Annotated in this window: 16 protein-coding genes; 10 read left to right on the forward strand and 6 right to left on the reverse strand. The window is 66.6% G+C overall.

Going from position 1 to position 16,089, the window contains the following annotated elements; all coding sequences use genetic code 11:
- Positions 1 to 60 precede the first annotated feature (60 nt).
- Genes dapD through FEZ61_RS16025 form a run of 3 tightly spaced genes read left to right on the forward strand, consistent with a single transcriptional unit; the run spans position 61 to position 2,749 of the window.
- Positions 61 to 1,095 (forward strand): 2,3,4,5-tetrahydropyridine-2,6-dicarboxylate N-succinyltransferase, encoded by a 1,035-nt coding sequence (dapD, locus tag FEZ61_RS16015; protein ID WP_042137936.1) that lies wholly within the window; start codon positions 61 to 63, stop codon positions 1,093 to 1,095.
- Positions 1,096 to 1,145: 50 nt separating this feature from the next.
- Positions 1,146 to 2,354: a cysteine desulfurase gene (locus tag FEZ61_RS16020; RefSeq protein WP_173149449.1), complete on the forward strand. Its 1,209-nt coding sequence runs from the start codon at positions 1,146 to 1,148 to the stop codon at positions 2,352 to 2,354.
- The gene (locus FEZ61_RS16025) at positions 2,351 to 2,749 is read left to right on the forward strand and encodes a SufE family protein (protein WP_173149451.1); all 399 of its coding nucleotides are present in this window, start codon (positions 2,351 to 2,353) and stop codon (positions 2,747 to 2,749) included. Before FEZ61_RS16020 ends, FEZ61_RS16025 begins: the two co-directional genes overlap by 4 nt.
- Here the strand turns inward: FEZ61_RS16025 and tadA are convergent.
- Entirely contained in the window at positions 2,746 to 3,249 is a 504-nt protein-coding gene (gene tadA, locus FEZ61_RS16030; protein ID WP_093254555.1) for a tRNA adenosine(34) deaminase TadA, read from the reverse strand. The two genes, FEZ61_RS16025 and tadA, sit on opposite strands and share 4 nt — an antisense overlap.
- Positions 3,250 to 3,502: 253 nt before the next feature.
- On the opposite strand from tadA, the gene FEZ61_RS16035 reads away from it, so the two are divergent.
- A complete protein-coding gene (locus FEZ61_RS16035; protein WP_068383792.1) occupies positions 3,503 to 5,725 on the forward strand; it encodes an ATP-binding protein in 2,223 nt (740 codons plus the stop codon).
- A gap of 207 nt (positions 5,726 to 5,932) precedes the next feature.
- On the forward strand, positions 5,933 to 6,520 hold the full coding sequence (locus FEZ61_RS16040; protein ID WP_093254550.1) for a LysE family translocator: 588 nt from the start codon (positions 5,933 to 5,935) through the stop codon (positions 6,518 to 6,520).
- Here FEZ61_RS16040 and FEZ61_RS16045 read toward each other — a convergent pair.
- The gene (locus tag FEZ61_RS16045; protein WP_173149655.1) at positions 6,500 to 7,324 is read right to left on the reverse strand and encodes an AraC family transcriptional regulator; all 825 of its coding nucleotides are present in this window, start codon (positions 7,322 to 7,324) and stop codon (positions 6,500 to 6,502) included. The genes FEZ61_RS16040 and FEZ61_RS16045 overlap by 21 nt on opposite strands.
- 440 nt (positions 7,325 to 7,764) lie before the next feature.
- On the opposite strand from FEZ61_RS16045, the gene FEZ61_RS16050 reads away from it, so the two are divergent.
- The 3 genes from FEZ61_RS16050 (at position 7,765) to mqo (ending at position 10,698) form a co-directional block, all read left to right on the forward strand.
- Positions 7,765 to 8,673: an AEC family transporter gene (locus FEZ61_RS16050; RefSeq protein WP_017640008.1), complete on the forward strand. Its 909-nt coding sequence runs from the start codon at positions 7,765 to 7,767 to the stop codon at positions 8,671 to 8,673.
- 97 nt (positions 8,674 to 8,770) lie between these two features.
- Positions 8,771 to 9,166, forward strand: a complete 396-nt coding sequence (locus tag FEZ61_RS16055) for a cupin domain-containing protein (protein WP_017640009.1) — start codon at positions 8,771 to 8,773, stop codon at positions 9,164 to 9,166.
- A 17-nt stretch (positions 9,167 to 9,183) separates the two neighbouring features.
- A complete protein-coding gene (gene mqo, locus FEZ61_RS16060; RefSeq protein WP_173149453.1) occupies positions 9,184 to 10,698 on the forward strand; it encodes a malate dehydrogenase (quinone) in 1,515 nt (504 codons plus the stop codon).
- 42 nt (positions 10,699 to 10,740) lie between these two features.
- Here mqo and FEZ61_RS16065 read toward each other — a convergent pair whose 3' ends face one another.
- The 4 genes from FEZ61_RS16065 to FEZ61_RS16080 form a co-directional block, all read right to left on the reverse strand.
- Positions 10,741 to 11,622, reverse strand: coding sequence for an NAD(P)-dependent oxidoreductase (locus FEZ61_RS16065; RefSeq protein WP_173149455.1), 882 nt, complete (start codon positions 11,620 to 11,622; stop codon positions 10,741 to 10,743).
- A 201-nt stretch (positions 11,623 to 11,823) separates the two neighbouring features.
- The gene (locus tag FEZ61_RS16070; RefSeq protein WP_017640012.1) at positions 11,824 to 12,579 is read right to left on the reverse strand and encodes a molybdopterin-dependent oxidoreductase; all 756 of its coding nucleotides are present in this window, start codon (positions 12,577 to 12,579) and stop codon (positions 11,824 to 11,826) included.
- On the reverse strand, positions 12,566 to 13,192 hold the full coding sequence (locus tag FEZ61_RS16075) for a cytochrome b/b6 domain-containing protein (protein WP_017640013.1): 627 nt from the start codon (positions 13,190 to 13,192) through the stop codon (positions 12,566 to 12,568). Before FEZ61_RS16075 ends, FEZ61_RS16070 begins: the two co-directional genes overlap by 14 nt.
- 69 nt (positions 13,193 to 13,261) lie before the next feature.
- Positions 13,262 to 13,873, reverse strand: coding sequence for a hypothetical protein (locus FEZ61_RS16080; RefSeq protein ID WP_017640014.1), 612 nt, complete (start codon positions 13,871 to 13,873; stop codon positions 13,262 to 13,264).
- 120 nt (positions 13,874 to 13,993) lie between these two features.
- On the opposite strand from FEZ61_RS16080, the gene FEZ61_RS16085 reads away from it, so the two are divergent.
- Both FEZ61_RS16085 and FEZ61_RS16090 read left to right on the forward strand, forming a co-directional pair.
- Positions 13,994 to 14,665: a heavy metal response regulator transcription factor gene (locus FEZ61_RS16085; protein WP_027598269.1), complete on the forward strand. Its 672-nt coding sequence runs from the start codon at positions 13,994 to 13,996 to the stop codon at positions 14,663 to 14,665.
- The gene (locus FEZ61_RS16090) at positions 14,662 to 16,044 is read left to right on the forward strand and encodes a heavy metal sensor histidine kinase (protein WP_017640016.1); all 1,383 of its coding nucleotides are present in this window, start codon (positions 14,662 to 14,664) and stop codon (positions 16,042 to 16,044) included. Before FEZ61_RS16085 ends, FEZ61_RS16090 begins: the two co-directional genes overlap by 4 nt.
- Positions 16,045 to 16,089 lie beyond the last annotated feature (45 nt).

Below are 16,089 nucleotides of genomic sequence, written 5' to 3' on the forward strand. Positions count from 1 at the left end.
GCCCCTACTACCGAACATCTCGCACCGACCGGATCGGTGCCTCTGCAAAGGAACAGTCTCATGTCGAATGCCCTCTTCAGTATCGCCTTCGGTGTCGGCACCCAGAATCGCCAGGACGCCTGGCTGGAAGTCTTCTATGCACAGCCCCTGCTGAATCCCCCGGCGGCGCTGGTCGAGGCGGTCGCGCCGCTGCTGGACTACCAGGGCGGCAACCAGGCTATCGCCTTCGCCCCGGCCCAGGCGCGCGGTCTGGCCGAAGCCCTCAAGGGCATCGATGCCGTGCAATCGGCGCTGCTGACCCGTCTGGCGGAAAGCACCAAGCCGCTGGTGGCCACCCTGCTGGCCGAAGACGCCGCGCCCGCCTCCACTCCCGAGGCCTACCTGAAGCTGCACCTGCTGTCCCATCGCCTGGTCAAACCCCATGGCCTGAACCTCAGCGGCATCTTCGCCCTGCTGCCCAACGTGGCCTGGACCAACCAGGGCGCCGTGGACCTGGCCGAGCTGCCGGCCGAGCAGTTGGAAGCGCGTTTGCGCGGCAAGTTGCTGGAAGTCTTCTCGGTGGACAAGTTCCCCAAGATGACCGACTACGTGGTGCCGGCCGGCGTGCGCATCGCCGATACCGCCCGCGTGCGTCTGGGTGCCTATGTAGGTGAAGGCACCACCGTGATGCACGAAGGCTTCGTCAACTTCAACGCCGGTACCGCCGGCCCCGGCATGATCGAAGGCCGCGTTTCCGCGGGCGTCTTCGTCGGCAAGGGCTCGGACCTGGGTGGTGGCTGCTCCACCATGGGCACCCTGTCGGGTGGTGGCAACATCATCATCAGCGTCGGCGAAGGCTGCCTGATCGGCGCCAACGCCGGCATCGGCATCCCACTGGGCGATCGCTGCACCGTGGAATCCGGTCTCTATGTCACCGCCGGGACCAAGGTGGCGGTGCTGGACGACCAGAACCAGCTGGTGCGGGTGGTCAAGGCCCGCGAATTGGCCGGTCAGAGCGATCTGCTGCTGCGCCGCAATTCGGAAACCGGCGCGGTCGAATGCAAGACCAACAAGACCGCCATCGAACTCAACGAAGCGCTGCACGCGCACAACTGAGTCCACAACCGGGCAGCCCGCGCCATGCGGGCTACCCCGGAGCTGTCGCCATGTCGCTACCCTCCCCTTGGAGAGCCGAATTTCCGGCTTTCACCGCGTTCGCCGCCGATGGCATCACCTATCTCGACAGCGCCGCCACGGCGCAGAAGCCCCAGGTGGTGCTGGATGCCCTGCTGGCCAGCTACCGCTTGGGCGCGGCCAATGTGCACCGGGCCCAGCACTGGGCGGCCGAGCGTACCACCGCTGCCTACGAAGGCGCCCGGGGGCGGATCGCCGCCTGGCTGGGCGCCGCCTCGCCGCACGAGGTGGTGCTGACCCGCGGTGCCACCGAGGCGCTCAACCTGCTGGCCTATGGTCTGGAAGACGCCCTTGCCGCCGGGGATGAGATCCTCATCAGTGCCCTGGAACATCACGCCAACCTGCTGCCCTGGCAGCAGTTGGCCCGGCGCAAGGGACTGCAGCTCAGGGTTATCCCCCTGACCCCGAGCGGTCATCTGGATCTGGAAGCCGCCGAGCGGTTGCTGGGGCCGAGAACGCGCGTGGTCGCAGTCAGCCAGCTGTCCAATGTCCTTGGCACCTGGCAGCCGCTGGCGGAGCTCGCCGTCCTGGTACGGGCATGCTCGCCGGCCTGGCTGGTGGTGGACGGCGCCCAGGGCGCGGTCCACGGACGTCATCGCCCAGGCGACTTCGACGCCGATTTCTATGTCTTTTCCGGCCACAAGCTCTATGCGCCCGAGGCCATCGGCGTGCTCTGGGGCAAGGCCGACTGCCTGGCGCAGCTCAAGCCCTGGCAATTCGGTGGCGAGATGGTGCAGCACACCTCCTTCACCGACGCCCGCTTTCACGCTGCCCCCACGGGCTTCGAGGCGGGGACGCCGCCCATAGGGGCGGCCATCGCCCTGGGCGCGGCGGTCGACTGGCTTCAGGGCCAGGATGAGACGCTGATCCGCGGTCACGAGCAGGCCCTGAGTCTGAAGCTGCTGGCCGGGCTGGCCGCCCGCGAGGGCGTCCGGGTGCTGGGCGAGCCGCAGATCGCCCTGGCCAGTTTCCAGGTAGCTGGCGTCGATGTCGGCGATCTTTCCCACCTGCTGGGTGAACAGGGCATCGCGGTGCGTGCCGGTCAGCACTGCGCCATGCCGCTGTTCCAGACCATGCAGACGCCGGGTGCATTGCGGGTGTCCCTGGGCCTGTACAACGATGCCGAAGACCTGCAGCGCTTTTTCACTGCCCTGGACAACGCCCTGGAGCTGCTGCGATGAATCTGCTTCCCGATGCCGCGGAAGCCCGCCGCGCCTTCGTCATCGCCAAGGGCTGGGAAGCGCGCTCGCGACTGCTGCTGCAGTGGGCCGAGCGCCTGCCGGCGGTGCTCGAGGAGCGCGACGAGGATCTGGTACAGGGCTGCGAGAGCCGAGTACGACTGACCCATGAAGCCCAGGGCGATCGCCACTTCTTTCGCGCCAGCAGCGAATCTCGAGTACTCAAGGGGCTGCTCGCGGTGGTGCTGGTGCGGGCCAATGGCCTGACCCGCGACGAGTTGGGCCGTCTCGATATCCATGGCTGGCTGACCGAGCTGGGCCTGGAACGGCAGCTGTCGCAATCGCGCAGCAATGGCCTGAATGCGGTGCTCACGCGGATGCGCGAACTGGCGGCCTAACCCTCGCCAGCCACCGGATGGCGTCGCGCGCGAAAGAACTCGGTCAGCATCTGGCCGCAGGCCTCGGCCAGCACCCCGCCTTCCACTAGCACCCGATGGTTGAGAAAGTCCTGCTCGAAGAAGCGACCGCGACTCTGGGCCATGCCGGCGCGCGGCTCGCTGGCGCCATAGACCAGCCGCTGGATACGACTGTGGACGATCAGGCCGGCACACATGCTGCAGGGTTCGAGCGTCACATAGAGGGTCGCCCCCGGCAGCCGGTAGTTGGCCAGGCGCGCGGCGGCATCGCGGATGGCCTGCATCTCGGCGTGGGCGCTGGGATCATGGGCCCCGATGGGCCGATTGAACCCCCGGCCTATGACCTCTCCATCCAGCACCACCACCGCGCCGACTGGCACCTCGCCCTGCCCCGCGCCCTGCTCCGCCAGGGCCAGGGCCTCACGCATGAACAGGTCATCCCGGCTGCGGTCGATGATGGGCAAGGGACGGAAGCGGGCCATGTTGGGACTCTGGGCAAAAGCCCATGATACCGCCGTCAGGCAGGGAGGCCAGCCAGGACATCTCAGGTCAGTCCAAGAACCCTTCGTCCGAAAGAGAAGCGCAATAATCGTTATCGGCCACTGCGAATGCGAAACTAGTGCAACGGATGCTGAAACTGCGTGACCGGCATCACATTCACAGCCATTCGGTGCTAAAGCTTTAACAGGATCGCCCTGGAGCGGTCCTATTCAAGAGTTCATTTGAGACAGTCGCATGATTGCTGCACCTTCCGGTCAGTCGCTGCAAAGCTGCGAAAGCGAGCCGATCCGCATTCCAGGCGCTATCCAGGCACATGGCTATCTCATCGCTTTCGAGGAGGTGGAGGGGCTGGTCAAGCATGTCAGTCACAACCTGCCCGAGTTGCTGGGCAAGCCGCAGGTGGAATTGCTGGGTCGGCCGCTGCAGCAGGTCCTGCCCGTCGACCTGTTGGAACAGGTGCGACAGGCGCTGACGCTGGAACATCTGGAAGAAGCCAATCCGTTGAGCTGGACGCGCCCGATTCGCGACATGGACGTGATCCTGCATCGCAATCATGGGCTGGTGTTCCTGGAATTCGAGCCGGATGACCACGGCGGTGTCGAGCCGGCGGGCCTGGCCCGCGCCCTGGCGCGTCTGCAACAGGCGCGTACCCTGCCCGAGCTGTGCGAAGGCGCGGTACGGGAAGTGCGGGCGCTGACCGGCTTCGACCGGGTGGTAGTCTATCGTTTCGACGACGGTGGCGATGGTCAGGTGGTGGCCGAGGACCGCGTCGAGGATATCGACAGCTATCTGGGCATGCACTTCCCAGCAGCCGACATTCCTGCCCAGGCGCGGGCGCTCTATCATGAGAACTGGATCCGCAACATTCCCGACGCCCAGTACCAGGCAGTGCCCCTGGTGCCGGCCTTTCTACACGGCAGCGAGCGGGATCCGATCGACCTGACCCACGCCGTGCTGCGCAGCGTGTCGCCCATCCATTGCCAGTACGTGCGCAACCAGGGTCTGCGTGCCTCCATGAGCGTTTCGCTGATCAGCGACGACAAGCTCTGGGGGCTGATCAGCTGTGGCCATCGCGAGCCGCTGTACCTGCCCTATCGCACCCGGATGGCCTGCCGCTCGGTCGGGGTGCTGGTGTCCCTGATGATCCGCGCGCTGGAGAATCGCCAGGTCCAGCGCGAGATTGATGCCCGCGAGGCGCAATTGGCCGCGCTGATCCAGGGGATGTGCGACAGCCGCGGCGAGGTGCTCAGCGGCCTGTGCGAGCGGGCCACGGATCTGCTGGAGCTGGTGGATGCCACCGGTGTCGCGGTGCTGGTGGAGGACGAGCTCTGCAGCCTGGGCGAATGCCCCAGCGCGGAAGACATCCGTATCCTCGCCGCCTGGGTCACCGCCGAGATGGACGCCTCGGGCATCTATGCGACGCGCTGCCTGGCCGACGAACTGCCCGATGCCCGTCGCTACAGCGACCGGGCCAGCGGCGTCCTGGCGCTGGCGCTCCCCAAACCGGTACGTAACCTGGTGCTCTGGTTCCGCCCGGAGATCGTGACCACCGTGGTCTGGAGCGGTAATCCGGCCAAGCTGGAGCCCACGGCGCCCGTCTCGGGTCCTGGCCTCAACTATCCCCATCCACGGCGCTCCTTCGACGCCTGGAAGGAACTGGTACAGCTGCGCTCCCAGCGCTGGCGGCCATCCGACCTGTTCGCCGCCAAGGACCTGCGCCGTTCGGCCATCGAGCTGGACCTGGCGCGTCAGGTCGAGCGTGAGCGCCAGGCGGTACGCCTGCGCGACGAGATCGTCGCGGCGGTCTCCCACGACCTGCGCAGCCCCATCACCATTATCCTGATGAAGGTCGGGATGCTGCAGCGCCAGCTGGAAAAGCTGGCGCTGGGCGATGACCGCCTGCCCAGTTCGCTGGAGGTGATAGAGACCGCGGCCAACCGCATGAATGCCTTGATCAGCGACCTGCTGGACCTGTCGAAGATCGAATCCGATCGCCTGGCGCTGGATCTGAAGCAGGCGCGTCTGGCCGACGTCTGTGCGCAACCCATCCTGCTGTCGCGACCGCTGGCGGAGATCAAGAACATCAGCCTGGAATACGCGGCCGATCAGGATATTCAGGTGCTGGTGGAAGCCGAGCGCATCTTCCAGGTGCTGATGAATCTGCTGGGCAATGCCATCAAATTCACCGCGCCGGGTGGTCTGGTCCAACTGAGCATGCAGCGGGTCGGTCCCATGGCCCAGATCAGTGTGAGCGACAACGGTCGTGGCATGAGCCAGGCGCAGCAGGCGCGGGTCTTCGAGCGTTTCTGGCATGTGCAGGAAGACAACCCCACCGGCCATGGGCTGGGGCTGTATATCGCCAAGGGCATCGTCGAGGCCCATGGTGGCGAGCTGAGCGTCACCAGTACCCTGGGCGAGGGCAGTACCTTCACCTTCACCCTGCCCATCGCGCCCTAGCCGTCAGGACGTGAAAGAAGAAAGCCCCGGTGGCCGACAGCGACGTTGAAACCACCGGGGGAGCGCTCGGCTCGCTGTAATGGACGTCAGCGAAACGCCGCGAATTCCCGCCTTTCGTCGGGCTCGAAGGGTCATTTTCTTCAATACGGCGGACGGTCACGCTCGCTAGGGTCAGGTCTGCGCAATCGACGAGACCTAGCGATGACCCTGACCCTGATCCTGTCCATGGCCACCTTTGCCCTGGTGGCTTCCCTTTCGCCCGGCCCGGTCAACCTGGTGGGCTTCAATACCGGCCTGACCCATGGCTGGCGCCCGGCCCTGTGGCATGTCGCGGGCGCCACCCTTGGCTTCGTGGTGTTGCTGGTGGCGGTCGGCCTTGGCCTGCATGGGGTGCTGGCGGCCTGGCCGATGCTGCTCTGGGTCTTGCGCGCGGCCGGCGCGCTCTTTCTGCTGTACCTGGCGTGGAAACTGGCGAGGGCCTCCGGGGACCTGGGCACCGGCCAGCTGCGGCACTGTCCGGGCTTTCGTGATGGTGCCTTGTTGCAGTGGCTCAATCCCAAGGCCTGGCTCGCCGCCGCGGCCGGGGTGGCCCTGTTCGTCGGCGAGGATCGCGGGCGCCTGGCGCTATTCGCCGTCCTCTATCTGGTGATCTGCTTCGCCTCGCTCGCCTGCTGGGCGGTGGCCGGCGAATGGCTGCGCGGTCGCGCCCTGGCGGCGCCCCGCCTGCGCCTGCTCAATCGCGGCCTGGCGGTGCTGCTGGTGCTGTGCGCCGCCTCACTGCTGTGGGAGGGTTGAAGCGGCGCGGTACTGGCCAGGGGTAGCTGCCACCAGGCGCTTGAAGGTGCGCTGCAGATGCGCCTGGTCGGCGAAGCCGGTGGCCAGGGCGACCTCCGCCAACTCCTCGCCCTGGCGCAGTCGTTGCCGCGCCAGCCGGATGCGGCGGTCGATCAGATAGGCGTGGGGCGTCAGGCCATAGCGCCGGCGAAAGCTGCGAATCAGCTGAGTGGGCGAGAGATCCGCCACCTGACTGAGCTGGTCCAGGCTGACGCCCTCGCCGCAGTGGGCATCGAGAAACTCGGCGGCCCGGCGCAAGCGGCGATCCTCACGCTCCCGCGCGGCAGCGATGGGCGTGCGCCCCAGTCGGGCCAGCACGGATTCGAAGTACAGCAGCGCCCGGCTCTGGCGCTGCAGTGTGGTGCTGTCGGGGGCGACCAGGCAGGCATGCAGGGCCTCCAGGCCAGCGTAGAGGGTGACATCCCTGGACAGCTGCACGGCCAGCGGTTGGAAGTCCTCGGCGCCTGGGCGCTGCAGCTCGGCCAGCCAGCCAGCATCCACATGCAGCATGCGATAGCGCCAGGCGTCCTCGCCCTGGGGATTGCAGGCATGGACGTCGCCGGGATTCATCAGCACCAGGGTACCCGCCCCTACCAGTTCGCGGGTCGGTCCATTGTGATAGCGGCTGCGCCCACCCAGCACGGTGCCGATGGAAAAGGTCTCGTGAGAATGAGGGGCATAGCAGAGCGCGCGACCGTCCTGGATGGAGCGGGCTTCGAGAAAGGGCAGCGCGGGATCGCGCCAGAAACTCGGGGTGGTGGTCATCATCCTTCTCCCCGCAAGGACCGCCAGTGCCCGGGCCGCCCCGGGAATCCAGCCGGTAGCTTAGAGGAAGGGCAACGCTCCCGCATCCAGGAGCGACCGACGCGGCGCGCGGAAGCGCAGCCGCGCGAAGAGCGAGAGGTGAAATCACAAGAAGGCAAGCACGGGAATCCGACCAAGGTCTAGATGCGACAATTTTCCGCACAAGATCTGTAAACAAAAGTTTCTAAACACCGTCAACAGGAGAGCAAAGCCGCCTTCCAGAGCGCTTCAGGCGAGGCCACCACCTCCGCCGTAGGGCACGCCTGGAGCGACACCTTGTCGATCCCAGCTCAGGAGTTTCGGATGAACCGTCGTACCGCCGACATCCCCGCGCGACTCACCTGCCAACCACCTTCAGCCGCTGCCCCTGGCGCCCTCGTCATCCCTGGGAGGGCGCGGCCATGATCGAGATCATCGCCCAGGCCCTCGCGCCCATCGTCTTCGTCACCGCCCTCGGCTGGTGTGCCGGTCGCTGGCGAGTCATGCCCGCGGAGGCGAGCAAGATCCTCGCCGCCTTCGTAGTCACCTTCGCCCTGCCCATCAGCCTCTTTCTCGCTGCCGCCAAGACCCGGCCCGAACAGATCCTCAACCTGCCCTATGTGGCGACCCTGGCAACCGGCCTGATCGGCATCTGGCTACTGGGCCTGGCGCTGGGTCGCGTGCGCGGCGGACACAACTGGCGCGAGGCGACCCTGCGTGGCATCACCGTGGCCTTTCCCAACATGGCCTACTGCGGGCCGCCGGTCCTGCTCGCGGCGGTCGGCCCGTCCGCCCTGTTGGCGGTGATCGTCGGCAACCTGATCGTCACCCTGGTGATCATTCCCTTGTCGCTGGTGCTCTTGAGCAGTGGCGGGGCCGCCCAGGCGCTCGCCAAGGCCGTGCGCCAGCCGCTGGTGCTGCTGCCCTTGCTGGGACTGGCCTGCGCCCTGCTCGGCCTGCGGCCCCCAGCATTGCTGGTGGCGGCGACGGACGAAATCGGCCGGGCGGCAGGCGGCGTCGCCCTGTTCACCCTGGGCCTGATCCTGGCCAGCATCCGCCCAAGCTTCGACCGGGACATCCTCGGCAACCTGCTGCTGAAGAATCTGCTGCAGCCGCTAGTGCTGCTGGGTATGGGTCTGGCGCTGGGCCTGCACGGCGAGCTGCTCCAGCAGGTGTTCCTGCTCGGCCTGCTGCCATCGGCCACCGCGGCGCCCAGCCTGGCCATGGCCCAGGGCGTCTATGCCGAGGAAGCAGCGCGCAGCGTGTTGTTCAGCACCCTGCTCGCCATTCCCGGAATAGCCCTGGGCATCGTACTGGCGGCCAGCCTGTAAGAGGCCGGCCCTCACGTGAACCGGGGCCCGGCGGGTGCCCCGTTGCCTTGGTGAAACCCGCGCCGCAAGCAACCTACCGATGTTTCAGGAGACAGAAATGGCCATTCGATGTGTACGGCTCTGGACCGGCAACGACGGTAATTCGTTGTTCGAGGAAGGGCAGTTGGAACTGGGCGAAGGCCTGCATGGCAAGGCCTCAGGCCTGCCCATCGCGGTAAACGAGCTGTCCTTCCAGGAAACCACGGCGGGAGGTGCCTTCGAATGGCACCAAGACCCGCAGCCCCAGTTCGTCATCACCCTGAGCGGCACCCTGGAGTTCGAGGTCAAGTCGGGCAAGACCTTCGTGCTGCGGCCCGGCGACGTCCTGCTGGCCCAGGACGACACTGGCTCCGGGCACCGCTGGAAGCTGCTCGGCGACGAGCCCTGGCGGCGTGCCTACGTCATCTACGAGCCCAACGCGAACCTGCGCTTCGTTCCCAACCAGCCGGCGTAATGCCTGAGGAAACTGTCATGTCGTCATTGTCTTCCACGGATTCGCCCGACGTCGTGTTGATCGGCGCCGGCATCATGAGCGCTACCCTGGGTACCCTGCTCAAGGAACTCGACCCCAGCCTCAGCGTGACGCTGTTCGAGAGCCTGCACGATTGCGCCCAGGAGAGTTCCCAGGGCTGGAACAACGCCGGTACCGGCCATGCCGCCAACTGCGAGCTGAACTACACGCCGCAGCGCAATGACGGCAGCGTCGACATCGCCAAGGCGCTCAAGGTGAATACCCAGTTCGATCTCTCGCGCCAGCTCTGGGCCTCCCTGGTCCGCAAGGGTGCGATCCCGGACCCGCAGGCTTTCATCCACGCCTGCCCCCATATGAGCTTCGTCTGGGGTGCGGACAACGTCGCCTTCCTCCGCGAACGCTATCGGACGATGAGCGCCCATCACTGCTATCACGGCATGGAATACAGCGAGGACGGAGCCCAGATCGCTCAGTGGGCACCGCTGATCATGGAAGGACGCGGTGCCGACGAGCCGGTTGCCGCCACGCGCATGGTGACCGGCACCGACGTCGACTATGGCGCCCTCACCCACCTGCTGGTGCGCCAGCTCAGTCAGCAATCCGGTTTCGCCATGCACTATCACCAACGGGTGGTGGACCTGGCGCGTACCGACAGTGGTTACTGGCGGGTGACGGTGGAGGACGTCGAGCACGGTGGGCGCACGGAGGTCACCGCCAAGTTCGTCTTCATCGGTGCCGGTGGCGGCTCGCTGCCGTTACTGCAGAAGTCCGGCATCCCCGAAGGGCACGGTTTCGGCGGTTTTCCCATCTCCGGCATCTGGCTGCGCTGCGACGTCCCGGCGCTGGCCGAACGGCATCAGGCCAAGGTCTATGGCAAGGCGCCCTCGGGTTCGCCGCCCATGTCGGTCCCACACCTGGACACCCGCATCGTCGGCGGCCAGCGCTCGCTGCTGTTCGGACCCTATGCGGGCTTTTCCTCGCGCTTCCTCAAACACGGCGCCCTGACCGATCTCTTCACCTCGCTGCGTCATGACAACATCCTGCCGCTGCTGAACGTGGCCAAGGACAACCTGGACCTGACCGAATACCTGATCGGGCAGATCTTCCAGAGCTCCAGCCAGCAATTCGCCATGCTGCAGCAGTTCTTCCCCCTAGCGAAGAAGCGCGACTGGCAGGAAGCGGTGGCCGGGCAACGGGTGCAGACCATCAAGCCCACCGGCCAGCATGGCCTGCTGAGCAAGAAGGGCGAACTGGAATTCGGCACTGAACTGGTGAGCGCCGCGGATCGCTCCATCGCCGCGCTGCTCGGCGCCTCACCGGGTGCTTCGACAGCCGCAGCCATCGCTCTGGAGGTGCTGGAAACCTGCTTCCCGGAGCGTCTCACCGAAGACGCCTGGCTGCCGGCGTTGCGGCGCATCCTGCCGACCTACGGCCTCGACTTGAAGACCGACGCGGCAGCCTGCCGGCAGAGTCGCGCCGAGACCGCCAAGGTCTTGGGGATCGCCGACGTGTGAGGCTCCTCCTTGGCCGCATGCACGGGCATGCGGCCATCCCCCTTACCGGGTAGCGGCGTCTTCGGCTTCTTCCAACAGGACATCGGCCGTGATGACGTAGTCCGCGTCGGGATGCAGCTCGGCGCCCAGGGCCAGTTGCTGCGCTGCAGCGGCCAGGGTTGGCGCGCCCTGGAAGGTGGCATTGAGTTCGGCCAGCAGGAGGCCCATGTCCTTGTGCATCAGCGCCGCCGGGAATTGCGGCGCGAAGTCGCCGTCGCGCAGGGCTGCCAGCTTGCGCTGGTGGTGGGGCGAAAGCACCGCCAGGTCACCGAACACCTGGAACAGCACCTCGGCATCGAGACCGGCGCGGGTGGCATAGGCCAGGGCTTCGGCCAGGGCGGCGAGACCCGCGCCCATCAGGCCGTTGATGGCCAGCTTGATGGCCGCGCCTTGCCCGGTCGGACCGACGTGATGCACGGTCTTGCCCAGGGTTTCGAGGATCGGCCGCGCACGCTCCACCGCCTCGGGTTCGCCGCCGGCCAGGACCACCAGTTGCGCCTGTTCCGCCTCGGGGGTGCTGCCGGACACCGGTGCCTCGACCACGGCGATGCCACGGGCGCGGCCGGCCGCTTCCAGGCGCAGCGACAGCGCGGGCGAATTGGTGCTGGTATTGATCAGCAGGCGCCCGCTTTCCAGACGGGCGAGGACGCCGTCGGCACCGAGCAGCACCTGTTCGAGGATGGCGTCATTGGGCAGAGAAACGATCACCACTTCCGCCTGGGGCAGCAGGGTCGCCAGGGGCTCCATGGGCGTGCCGTGGCGCTCGCCGTCCTGCTGGTGTTCGGCGTAGGCGCGGACCGGATAACCGGCCTCGCGCAGGTTGGCGCCCATGCGCTGGGCCATGGCGCCAAAGCCAATGAAACCGATCGAGGGATGAGCGGACATGAGGGGAGCTCCCGGTAGAGGATGGTGGTATCTCGACTCTACCTCCGGGCCGGGGTTCCGCCATCAAAAGCTTAGGCAAAGTCTCGCGAGCTAGAGCCAAACAAGGCGAAAAGACCTGAGGAAGCGCAGTTTACGAGTGGTAAATGAGCATTCCGAAGGTCTTTTCAACGCAGTTCGGCCGACGCGCAGCAGACGTTGCGCCTAGATCCCGCTGAACCAGTTGTAGCCCTGGTCCTCCCAGTACCCGCCGGGATAGTCGTTGGTCACGAACAGGGCCTGGATGTGCTTGGGATTCTTGAAGCCGAGCTTGGTGGGCACCCGCAGGCGCAGCGGATAGCCGTAGTCCGGAGGCAGCGCGACCTGGCCGAAGTCCAGCGCCAGCAGGGTCTGAGGATGCAGCGCCGAGGCCATGTCGATGCTGGAGTAGTAGCGGTCGGCGCACTTGAAGCCGACGTACTTGGCCGTGGTGTCGGCGCCGATGCGTTCGAGGAAGGTACGCAGGGGCACCCCACCCCACTGGCCGATGGCGCTCCAGCCTTCGATGCAGATGAAGCGGGTGATGTCGGCGCGCTGCGGCAGGCGGCGCAGGTCTTCCAGGGTCCAGGCCTGTTTGTTGGCGACCAGGCCGGAGACCTCCAGGCGGTAATCGCTCAGGTCGACTTCCGGAACGTTGTATTCGGGGTAGAAGGCGTTGAAGGGAAAGGGATCGGTGATCTGGCTGGCGGCATAGGTCGGCGCCAGGCGTTCGCGACCGAACAGCCAGGCCTGCACCCGGTCGTTGAAGCGCGACATGGACCAGAGCACCTTGTCGACGCTGTCGCCGTCCTGCAGGTTGCAGCCGCTGAGCATGGCCAGGGCGCCCACCGTCAGGCCCTGCTTGAGCAGCAGGCGTCGCTGCAGATTCTCCACCTGCCGCTGTTGCGCCGGTTCCAGGCGCAGGCGTTCACGCCGACTCATCGTTAACCTCCTCGTGCGCCCGACCGGTGATCATCGGCGGCAGGGTGCGGGGGACCAGGATGACCAGGGCCAGGTGCACGACGACGAAGGCGCCGATGCCGGCCATGGCGAAGAAATGCACGTAGCGAGCGGTGTCGAAGCCACCGAGCAGGGCCGCCAGCCCCTGCAATTGCACCGGTTTCCAGATCGCCAGGCCGGAGAGCACCACCAGCACGCCGAGGGCCAGTACGCCCCAGTAGAGCAGGCGCTGCACGGCGTTGTAGGTGCCGAGGTGATGACCCAGACGCAGGCGCACGGCCGCGGCGAAATCACGGCCGATGGCGCGCGGTGACAGCGGCAGGAAATCCCGCCGGAAGTGGCCGCTGAACAGGCCATAGAGCAGATAGATCAGGCCGTTCGCCAGCAGCAGCCAGAAGACCGCCAGGTGCCAGGCGATGGCGCCGCCCAGCCAACCGCCAAGGGTCGCCCAGGCGGGAAAGGTGAAGGGGAACAGCGGCGAGGCGTTGTAGATCGCCCAGCCGCTCATGAACATGCAGGGCATCGCCAGGGCGTTGAGCCAATGGGTGAGGCGCACCGGCCAGCGGTGCACCAGACGCCGTCGCGAGGTGGTCATGATCTGTCCCTCTTCACCGCGAGATGGGGGCGGTCGCCATCCCAATCAGGCGACCGCGGGGGGGGGGTCTTACATGGGCGGGGTGAAACCGTCCTTACCTACGGCCACGCCCTTGGCGTGCTTGCCGTCTTCGGCGGGGAACAGCACCACCTTGGCGCCGGGCTTGAGCAGGCTGCGGTCGCCCTTCTCGACATAGGCGATGGGCACGTCTTCCGGTACCACCAGCTGCTTCTCGCCGCCTTTGTACTGCACGGTCAGGGTACGGCCATTGGCCTTCTTGAGTTCGCCCACGGTACCGTTGGTCATGGTGCCGGTGCTGCCGTCAGCGTTTTCCCAGCCGTAGTGGCCTTCACCGGAGCCGCGCAGGCTGGCCTCGAACACGGTCACCTCCAGCGCCTTGAGGGTGCCATCGGGCTGAGGGGTGGCGGCGGAGCCGATGAAGCTGTTGGCTTCGATGCGATCCAGGTTGGCCTTGGATACGGCGCGGTAGCTGGTCTTGTCGTCCAGCATCAGCGTCTGGTGGGCACCGTTGCGGGTGGTGAAGGCCAGGGTGTCGCCCTGGACGCTGTCCACGGTGCCGCGCATGGGCTTGACGGTGGGCATGGGCGCGGCCTGGGCCAGCAGGGCGCTGCTGGCGAGCAGCAGGGCAAGGGAACCGCGGAGCAGAGTCTGGGTACGCATGAAGCCTCCTGGGATAGGGAATCGCCCCGCCACAGTGCGACGCGTGGGGGGTCAGCAAGATGACCGGCGAATGACAAAAATGTCACCCAGCGAAGCGACCGGAGGCCCTACCATTACGTCATGCACATTCTCCTCATCGAAGACGACCAGAAGACCGGCGAGTACCTGAAGAAGGGTCTCGGCGAATCCGGCTACGCGGTCGACTGGACCCAGCACGGCGCCGATGGCCTGCACCTGGCCCTGGACGGCCGTTACGACCTGATCATCCTCGACGTCATGCTGCCCGGCATCGACGGTTGGCAGATCATGGAGGTCTTGCGCAAGAAGCTCGACGTGCCGGTGCTCTTTCTCACCGCCCGCGACGGCCTGCAGGATCGCATCCGCGGCCTGGAGCTGGGCGCCGACGACTACCTGGTCAAACCCTTCTCCTTCGTCGAATTGCTGCTGCGCATCCGCACCCTGTTGCGCCGTGGCGTGGTGCGCGAGCCCGAGCATTTCCACCTGGCCGATCTGCAGCTGGATCTTCTGCGGCGACGGGTAACCCGCGGCGACGACCTCATCGTGCTGACCAACAAGGAATTCGCCCTGCTGCACCTGCTGCTGCGCCGCGAAGGCGAGGTGCTGTCGCGCACCCTGATCGCCGCCGAGGTCTGGGACATGAATTTCGACAGCGACACCAACGTGGTGGACGTGGCCATCAAGCGGCTGCGCGCCAAGGTCGATAACCCCTACCCGGTCAAGCTGATCCATACCGTGCGTGGTATCGGCTACGTCTGCGAGGTTCGGCCTTGAGTGCGCGCTCACCCTCGCTGATCCTGCGCGCCACCCTGGGATTCGCCCTGGTGGCGCTGCTCGCCGTGGGCGGTGCCGGCCTGTTTCTCTACCACAGCCTGGAACGGACGGTGCTGGAGCGCGCCGACTACGCTCTGCTCGGTCGCCTGGCGCATTTTCGCAGCCTGCTCAGCGCCGACCTGTCGCTGGAGACCCTGGGCCGCAGTCCGCAGCTGTTCGCCAACATGCTGGGCAACGAGCAGGATGTCTTTCTCATCGGCGCGCCGGGTGCCAAGCCGGTGATCGCCTCCAATCCGCTGAATATCGCCCTCCCGGATCTTGCCGTGGTACCCCAGACGCGGCGACCGACGCCGGCCGATATACGGGAAGGCACCCTGGCCGACGGCACCCGCTGGCGCGCGGCGCGGGTCGCGGTGAACACCCCCGAAGGCCCGGTGGAACTGACCGCCGCCCATGTGCTGCGCAACGAAGACACCACCCTGGCCGATTTCCGGCTGGGGCTGCTCGGCGCTGTGACCCTGGCCTTCCTGGCTACCGCCGGGCTTGGCTATCTGCTGCTGCGCCGGGGCCTGGCCCCCTTGCGGCGCATCGCCCGCCATGCCGGTGGCATCACTCCAACCCGGTTGGCTGCCCCCCTGGAATTGACCGATGCTCCGCGCGAGCTGCAACCGCTGGTGGAAAACTACAACGCCATGCTGGCGCGGCTGGCCGACGGCTATGGTCGGCTGGTGCAGTTTTCCGCTGACCTCGCCCACGAGATCCGCACCCCGATCAATGCCCTCATGGGCCATACCGAGGTCGCTCTGCGCCAGGTACGCAGCAGCGAGGAATACCAGACGCTGCTGGCCTCCAACCTGGAAGAGCTGGAGCGCATCTCGCGCCTGGTGGAAAGCATCCTCTTCCTTGCCCGCGCCGACGACGCCCAGGCGGTGCTGACCCCGCAACCGTTGCGACTAGACGAAGAGCTGGCACGCATCGCCGACTATTTCGAAGGGCCGGCCGACGAGCGCGGCCTGCGCCTGGTCGTAGCAGGCGGCGGTGAGGTGATCGCCGATCCGCTCCTGCTCCGTCGCGCCTTGAGCAACCTAGTGGCCAATGCCATCCGCTATGCCGACCCGGATGGCGAGATCCAGCTGCAGGCGGACGGCGGGCGCATCCGCGTCAGCAATGCCGGTCCCGCCCTGGCGCCGGAACACCTGCGACGGCTATTCGATCGCTTCTATCGCGCCGATCCCTCGCGTCATCAGCCCCATGATTCCAACGGTCTGGGCCTGGCCATCGTCGCCGCGATCATGCGTCTGCATGGTGGGCGTGCCGAGGTCGAGCAGGATGCGCGGGGCATCCATTTCAGCCTGGTCTTCCCGACCCCGGCCGCCTGAACCGCGACCTGCCGCTCAAACCACGCAACCGCCCGTCACCAAAGG

The sequence above is a fragment of the Pseudomonas sp. MS15a(2019) genome (genome assembly GCF_013277805.1).
GTDB classification, from domain to species: domain Bacteria; phylum Pseudomonadota; class Gammaproteobacteria; order Pseudomonadales; family Pseudomonadaceae; genus Chryseomonas; species Chryseomonas benzopyrenica.